The 6,501-nt window shown below is 70.9% G+C and carries 8 protein-coding genes; 1 reads left to right on the top strand and 7 read right to left on the bottom strand.

The genetic code is table 11. The features are described 5' to 3' along the window. Positions 1 to 84: 84 nt before the first annotated feature. The 6 genes from thpD to E1265_RS31635 all read right to left on the bottom strand — a co-directional run bounded on the left by thpD (position 85) and on the right by E1265_RS31635 (position 4,975). The gene (gene thpD, locus E1265_RS31660) at positions 85 to 984 is read right to left on the bottom strand and encodes an ectoine hydroxylase (RefSeq protein WP_132934413.1); all 900 of its coding nucleotides are present in this window, start codon (positions 982 to 984) and stop codon (positions 85 to 87) included. 22 nt (positions 985 to 1,006) lie between these two features. After that, the gene (locus E1265_RS31655; protein ID WP_132934412.1) at positions 1,007 to 1,417 is read right to left on the bottom strand and encodes an ectoine synthase; all 411 of its coding nucleotides are present in this window, start codon (positions 1,415 to 1,417) and stop codon (positions 1,007 to 1,009) included. Between the two features lie 29 nt (positions 1,418 to 1,446). Next, positions 1,447 to 2,715, bottom strand: coding sequence for a diaminobutyrate--2-oxoglutarate transaminase (gene ectB, locus E1265_RS31650; RefSeq protein WP_132934411.1), 1,269 nt, complete (start codon positions 2,713 to 2,715; stop codon positions 1,447 to 1,449). Then, positions 2,712 to 3,290, bottom strand: coding sequence for a diaminobutyrate acetyltransferase (ectA, locus tag E1265_RS31645; RefSeq protein WP_132934410.1), 579 nt, complete (start codon positions 3,288 to 3,290; stop codon positions 2,712 to 2,714). The genes ectB and ectA overlap by 4 nt, the downstream gene beginning before the upstream one ends. 467 nt (positions 3,291 to 3,757) lie before the next feature. Then, a complete protein-coding gene (locus E1265_RS31640; protein WP_132934409.1) occupies positions 3,758 to 4,381 on the bottom strand; it encodes a hypothetical protein in 624 nt (207 codons plus the stop codon). A gap of 18 nt (positions 4,382 to 4,399) precedes the next feature. After that, positions 4,400 to 4,975 (bottom strand): SigE family RNA polymerase sigma factor, encoded by a 576-nt coding sequence (locus tag E1265_RS31635; protein ID WP_243741249.1) that lies wholly within the window; start codon positions 4,973 to 4,975, stop codon positions 4,400 to 4,402. 141 nt (positions 4,976 to 5,116) lie between these two features. On the opposite strand from E1265_RS31635, the gene E1265_RS31630 reads away from it, so the two are divergent. Continuing rightward, complete coding sequence (locus E1265_RS31630; RefSeq protein ID WP_132934407.1) at positions 5,117 to 6,238, top strand: amidohydrolase family protein; 1,122 nt, start codon at positions 5,117 to 5,119, stop codon at positions 6,236 to 6,238. A gap of 20 nt (positions 6,239 to 6,258) precedes the next feature. On the opposite strand, the gene E1265_RS31625 is transcribed toward E1265_RS31630, so the two are convergent. Then, the gene (locus E1265_RS31625) at positions 6,259 to 6,459 is read right to left on the bottom strand and encodes a hypothetical protein (RefSeq protein ID WP_132934406.1); all 201 of its coding nucleotides are present in this window, start codon (positions 6,457 to 6,459) and stop codon (positions 6,259 to 6,261) included. Positions 6,460 to 6,501: the final 42 nt, after the last annotated feature.

Below are 6,501 nucleotides of genomic sequence, written 5' to 3'. Positions count from 1 at the left end.
GGCCACCGCGGAGCGCGCCCGCCCGGCCCTGGCCGGGCGGGCGCGCTCCTTCGAGCCGGTACGCCGGCAGGCGGTCAGGTCACCTCACCGAACAGGCGTGAAATCCCGCGCTCCGATGTAGTCAGGGCGGCGGATCGGCGCCGCGAAGGGCTCGACGGCCGCGTTCTCCACGCTGTTGAAGACGATGAAGACATTGCTGCGCGGATAGGGCGTGATGTTGTCCCCCGAGCCGTGCATGCAGTTGCAGTCGAACCAGGTCGCCGAGCCGGCCGCGCCGGTGAAGAGCCTGATGCCGTGCCGGTCGGCGAAGTCGGTGAGGGCCCGGTCGGACGGGGTCCCCGCTTCCTGCATCTGGAGCGACCTCTTGTAGTTGTCCTTCGGCGTCTCGCCCGCGCAGCCGAGGAAGGTGCGGTGCGAGCCCGGCATGATCATCAGGCCGCCGTTGGTGTCGTAGTTCTCCGTGAGCGCGATCGACACCGAGACGGCCCGCATCCGCGGCATGCCGTCCTCCGCGTGCCAGGTCTCGAAGTCCGAGTGCCAGTAGAAGCCGCTGGCCCCGAAGCCCGGCTTGACGTTGATCCGGCTCTGGTGGACGTACACGTCCGAGCCGAGGATCTGCCTGGCCCTGCCGACCACCCGGGGATCGCTGACCAGGTCGGCGAAGATCCGACTGATCTTGTGCACCTCGAACACCGACCTGATCTCCCCCGACCTGGGCTCGACGATCGACCGGTCGTCGTTCACGATCGCCGGGTCCGTGACCAGCCGGTCGAGCTCGGCCCGGTAGACGGCCACCTCGTCCGGCGTGATCAGCTGGCTCACGGTGGCGAAACCGTCCCGTTCGAAGGCCGCGAGCTCGCCGGCCTCGAAGGGGCCCGGCGCGCCCGGCTCCGACCACACCACCGGGTCCTGGCGCGGCGTGGCCACTTCCTCGGTGCCTCGGGTCGGGTACAGGTCGGCGGTGCGTTCGGGTGCGGTGGTCATGTGGCCTGCTCCTTCCTTCCGTTTACGCCTCGGTCGTCGCCGCTTCGGTGAGAAGCGGGTAGACGCCGTTCTCGTCGTGGTCCTCCCGGCCGGTGACGGGTGGGTTGAAGACGCACAGCACGCGCAGGTCGGTCTTGGGCCGGACGGTGTGCTTCTCGTGGCCGTCGAGGAGGTACATGGTTCCCGGCCTGATCCAGTGCTTCTCGCCGGTGTTGTCGTTGCTGAGCTCGCCCTCGCCCTCCACGCAGAACACGGCCTCGACGTGGTTCGCGTACCACATGGAGGTCTCGGTGCCGGCGTAGAGCACCGTCTCGTGGAGCGAGAAGCCCACGCCCTCCTTGGCGAGAATGATGCGCTTGCTGCGCCAGGTTCCGGACGCCGAGTGCACGTCCCGCTCGGTGCCCTCGATGTCGCTGAGCGATCGAACGATCACGGTGTGGGGTTTCCCTTCGGTGGGTCTCGTCAGTCGGTCTCGCGGACGGCGCGTGTGAGGACGCGCAGGCCCTCGTCCAGTTCGTCGGGGCTGATGGTGAGCGCGGGCAGCAGCTTGACCACCTCCCCCTCGGGTCCCGAGGTCTCGATCAGCAGGCCGAGCTCGAACGCGCGCCGGCAGACGGCGGTGGCCCGGGTCGGGGCGGCGAAGGTCAGGCCCCAGACCAGGCCGCGGCCGCGGTAGGAGGCGCCGGCCGAGGCGTGCTCGGCGGTCAGCATGCGCAGCGTGTCCTCGACCTGCTCGCCGCGGCTGAGGGTCTGCTTCTCCATCTGGCCGTCGGTCCAGTAGGCGTCGAGCGCGGCGGCCGCCGTGACGAATGCCGGGTTGTTGCCGCGGAACGTGCCGTTGTGCTCGCCGGGCTCCCAGATGTCGAGCTCGGGCCGGAACAGCGTCAGCGCGAGCGGCAGGCCGTAGCCGCTGATGGACTTCGAGACGGTGATGATGTCGGGGACGATCCCCGCCTCCTCGAAGGAGAAGAACGGTCCCGTCCGCCCGCAGCCCATCTGGATGTCGTCGACGATCAGTAGCATGTCGTGGCGCCGGCACAGGTCGGCGAGGCCGCGGAGCCACTCGGCGCGCGCCACGTTGATGCCGCCCTCGCCCTGCACGGTCTCGACGATGACGGCGGCCGGCTTGTTGAGTCCCGAGCCGGCGTCCTCCAGGAGCCGCTCGAACCAGATGAAGTCCGGGGTGCGGCCGTCCAGGTAGTCGTCGAACGGCATCGGGGTGCCGTGCACCAGCGGGATGCCGGCGCCGGCGCGCTTGAACGCGTTGCCGGTGACGGCGAGCGCGCCGAGCGACATGCCGTGGAAGGCGTTGGTGAAGGAGACGATCGACTCCCGGCCCTTGACCTTGCGGGCCAGTTTGAGCGCCGCCTCGACCGAGTTGGTGCCGGTGGGGCCGGGGAACATGACCTTGTGGTCCAGGCCGCGCGGGCGCAGCACCACGTCCCGGAAGCTCTCGAGGAAGGCCCGCTTGGCCGTGGTGGACATGTCCAGGCCGTGGGTGACGCCGTCGCGCTCCAGGTAGTCGAGCAGGGCGCGTTTGAGCAGCGGGTTGTTGTGCCCGTAGTTGAGCGAGCCGGCGCCGGCGAAGAAGTCGAGGTAGGTGTGGCCGTCCTCGTCGTACATGTAGCTGCCCTGGGCGCGGTCGAAGACGGTGGGCCAGCCACGGCAGTAGCTGCGCACCTCGGACTCCAGGGTGGTGAAGACGCTCAGGTCCGGCTGGGTGATGGTCACGACGAGCTCCTGGTGGGGGTGGTGGTGCTGAGGGAAACGGCTGGGGACTGGCTGAGGACGGTGGTGGCGCCGGAGGCTATGGGGCCGATCCGGTACAGCACCTCCGGCTGGTGGCCCGCGTCGGGGAAGGCGTCGGCGGCGAAGAGCACCTCCCGGGTCAGCGGGGCGTCGTGCCGCGCGGCGAAGGAGGTGAAGAGTTGGTCGGAGGCGACGTTGTCCGGCGTGATGGTGGTCTCGATGACATCCACCCCCAGCTTGTCTCCCGTCCGGTGGGCCAGCGTGTCCAGCATCGCGGCGGCGAGGCCGCGGCCGCGGTGCCCGTGGTCGACCGCGACCTGCCACACGAGCAGGGTGCGCGGGGCCTCCGGGCGGCTGTAGCCGGTGATGAAGCCGACGGGTCCGGCGGAGGCGTCGCGGGCCACGATAGACGTGTTCGCGTAGTCGCGACACCACAGTAGGTAACTGTAGGGGGAGTTCAGGTCGAGTACCCGGGAGTCCCTGGCCAGGCGCCACAGCGCTGCCCCGTCCTCGGGTCGCGGGCTCTCGAGTTCGAGCCCGAGAAATTCCCCGTCCATTCTGCTCTGCCTGCTCGGACTGCTCGGACTGCTCGGAAAATCGTCGTCTGCTGCACGTGCACGGTCGGGTTGTGCGGGGGTCATGCAGATCGAATTTACCGAGTGGATCGTGAAATCGCATCGCGGGCAGGGGTTACCTGGGTGGAGAGTATGTGTTATCGCGTGCGCGCGTAGTCCCTCGGGTCGCATCCGGCAAAAGGGGATGGTTTGTCCGTTAGTTGCCGGGCAAAACAGGCACATGAGCGGGTTTTGTCGCGATTCTGTAACGATGGTGTGTCGCGCGTGGTCGTCGTTGTGACCTTCCGGGATTGCGGCGAAAGGGTGTTTGCGACCCGGGAAACCGGGCAGAAGAGGCCCGCAAGCCTGGCCTGGATTCCACGGTAAACGAGGTTTCAATTCCCGGCGAAATCCAGAGTGAAGGAATTATCCCAGTGTTCGGCGAGAACGCTCGTCGAATGGCGCCGCGTTCAACCGAACGCGCCGCTCGCCGACACCGGACCCTCGGGTCCCGTGCCCTCCACCAGGAAGCGGTCCCCCGAGGCGTCCCGCGCCCCCAGATCGTGGTCGTACTGCCCCGCGAACACGTGCTCACCCGCCGGCACCGCCGCCCCGGGACGCAGCTCCCAGCGGAACACCAGCAGGTCGTCCGTCAGTCTCGTGGTCAGCTCGAAGTCCTCCTCGGGCAGGGTCCGCCACGCCCCCGTGTCCCTGACCCCGTCGCCGGCCACCACCCGCAGCTCGACCGAGAGCGAAGTCAGCGGCCGGCCGACCACCACCGTCAGGTCACTCTGCGACCAGTACGGGTTGCTCCCCGCGTTCACCCGGCCGGAGGCACTCAGCACCGGCGCCGCCGCCGGCGGCTCGCCGTCCCCGCCCCCGCCCACGCCCGTCGAGCGCACGGCCAACGAGGCCGCGCCCAGCGTCACCACGAGCGCCACCACCGCGCCGAGCACCCTGCTCCACCCGACACCCGGCCTGGACGCGCGACGCGGAGCGCCACGCGCCATCCGGGCCAGCATGCGCTCCCGGTCAGGGAGATGCCCCTCGGCCGCCTCCCGCAGCAGCCGGGCGACGTCTGGACGCTCTGGCATCGGACCTCTCCGGTGTACTCACCAACCCCGCCGCTCCACAGGCCCGGAGCCGAGCCCACGCAGGAGCCCCCTCGGGTCCTCCTCGCCCGTGGGCGCGGCCGCCTCGGTGAGCATCCGCTCCAACTCGGCCATGCCGCGCGACGTCTGGCTCTTCACGGTACCCACCGAGATGCCGAGCGCGCTCGCCGTCTCCCGCTCCGACAGGTCGAACGCGTGCCGCAGCACGACGCAGGCTCGCTTACGGTACGGCAGCCGGCGAAGCGCCGCCCGCACGTCGAGCATCGCCGGCACGTCGGGCCCCTCGGCCGGCTCCCCGTGCTGCGACCAGAACAACGCGATCCGGCGGCGCTCGCGCGTCCTGCTGCGGATCCTCGAGCGTGCCAGGTTCGCCACCACCCCGCGCGCGTACGCGAGCGGATGTCGCGCGGCGCGCACCCGGTCCCAGTGGTGCCAGATCGCCACCAGCGCGTCGGCCGCCAGGTCGTCCGCGCTCTCTGCGCCGTCCGGTCCACCGAGCAACAGATAGGCGAGCCGAGACAGTTCGGCGTGGTGCTGCTCGAAGAAGGCGTGGAACTCATCGTTGGGGCTGGCCACCCGCCGGCCTCCTCGGTGTGCGGCTCGTTGGCCCGCCGACATGGTTCGACAGGCCGTACGACAGGTCGTGCAACGTTCGTCCCTGCGTGCAAGCCCCCAACGAGTGGGGAGCGTAGCAGGCAATTTGTAGGCTGCCGAGGCATGAGTGAGAGTGCGGTGGTGCACATCAGGGGGCGCGTGCTCGTCGGCCCGGGAGCCGAGGGCCCCGACGGGGCGATGGACGACGGGGTGTTGGACGAGGTGTGGGTGGTCGGCGGCCGGATCAGCCGACAACGACCGTCCCTGGCACGCGAGGTGGTCACCGTCGAGGGCTGGGTCCTGCCGGGACTCGTCGACGCCCACTGCCACGTCGGCCTCGGTCCCCAGGGCGCGGTGGACGCGGCCACCGCGGAGCGCCAGGCGCTGACCGACCGCGACGCCGGCGCCCTGTTGCTGCGTGACGCCGGCTCAGCCGCCGACACCCGCTGGATGGACGAACGCGAGGACCTGCCCCACCTCATCAGGGCCGGCCGCCACATCGCCCGGCCCAAGCGGTACATCCGCAACTACGCCCGCGAGATCGAGCCCGACCAACTCGCCGCCGTGGTGCGGCAGGAGGCCAGGCGCGGCGACGGCTGGGTCAAGCTGGTGGGGGACTGGATCGACCGCGAGCGCGGCGACCTCGGCCCCTGCTGGCCGGCGGACGCGGCCCGCGAGGCGATCGCCGCCGCCCATGCCGAGGGCGCCCGCGTCACCGCGCACTGCTTCGCCGAGGACTCGCTGCGCGACCTGGTCGAGGCCGGCATCGACTGCGTGGAGCACGCCACCGGGCTCACCGAGGACACCATCCCGCTCTTCGCCGAGCGCGGGGTGGCCATCGTACCCACCCTGGTCAACATCGCCACGTTCCCCGCGCTCGCCGACGGCGGCGCCGGGAAGTTCCCCCGCTGGGCCGCGCACATGCGGCGGCTGCACGAGCGCCGCTACGACACGGTGCGGGCCGCGCACGACGCCGGCATCCCGATCTTCACCGGCACCGACGCCGGCGGCGGCCTCGGTCACGGCCTGATCGCCCGCGAGGTCGCCGAGCTCACCCGGGCCGGCATCCCGCCGGTGACGGCCATCGGCGCCGCCACCTGGCGGGCCCGCGCCTGGCTTGGCCGGCCGGGGCTCACCGAGGGCGCGCCCGCCGACCTCGTCGTCTACGACGCCGACCCGCGCCGCGACGTCACCGAACTCGCCCGGCCGCGCCGGGTGGTGCTGCGCGGCCGGATCGTCGCCTGACCGGGCGGCGCGCCGCCCGGTCAGGACGTGATGATGAAGATGCCGTAGCCGACGGCCGCGGCGCACAGGGCGAAGGAGAAGTAGCCGGCCGGCCTGGCGGCCGGCTTGGCCGAGCGGCTCAGGCCGGCCCTGATGCCGACCGAGAACAGGCCGACGACCGCCACCGTGAGCAGCACCGAGACCAGGATGACCTGGCCGAGCGTGGCCCAGTCGACGTTCATGTGCGGATACCTCGGTCTCGGGCTAGGCGGACGGGTGGGAGG

Source organism: Streptomyces sp. 8K308 (genome assembly GCF_004348315.1).
GTDB lineage: Bacteria > Actinomycetota > Actinomycetes > Streptomycetales > Streptomycetaceae > Streptomyces.
Note: the sequence above shows the minus strand (reverse complement) of the source record. Positions and strands in the feature narration are given on the sequence as shown.

Coding starts and splice junctions, on each gene's coding strand:
- thpD (WP_132934413.1), bottom strand. CDS start 984: ATGACCACCGCACCCGAACGCACCGCCGACCTGTACCCGACCCGAGGC.
- ectA (WP_132934410.1), bottom strand. CDS start 3,290: ATGGACGGGGAATTTCTCGGGCTCGAACTCGAGAGCCCGCGACCCGAG.
- E1265_RS31640 (WP_132934409.1), bottom strand. CDS start 4,381: ATGCCAGAGCGTCCAGACGTCGCCCGGCTGCTGCGGGAGGCGGCCGAG.
- E1265_RS31630 (WP_132934407.1), top strand. CDS start 5,117: ATGAGTGAGAGTGCGGTGGTGCACATCAGGGGGCGCGTGCTCGTCGGC.
- E1265_RS31625 (WP_132934406.1), bottom strand. CDS start 6,459: ATGAACGTCGACTGGGCCACGCTCGGCCAGGTCATCCTGGTCTCGGTG.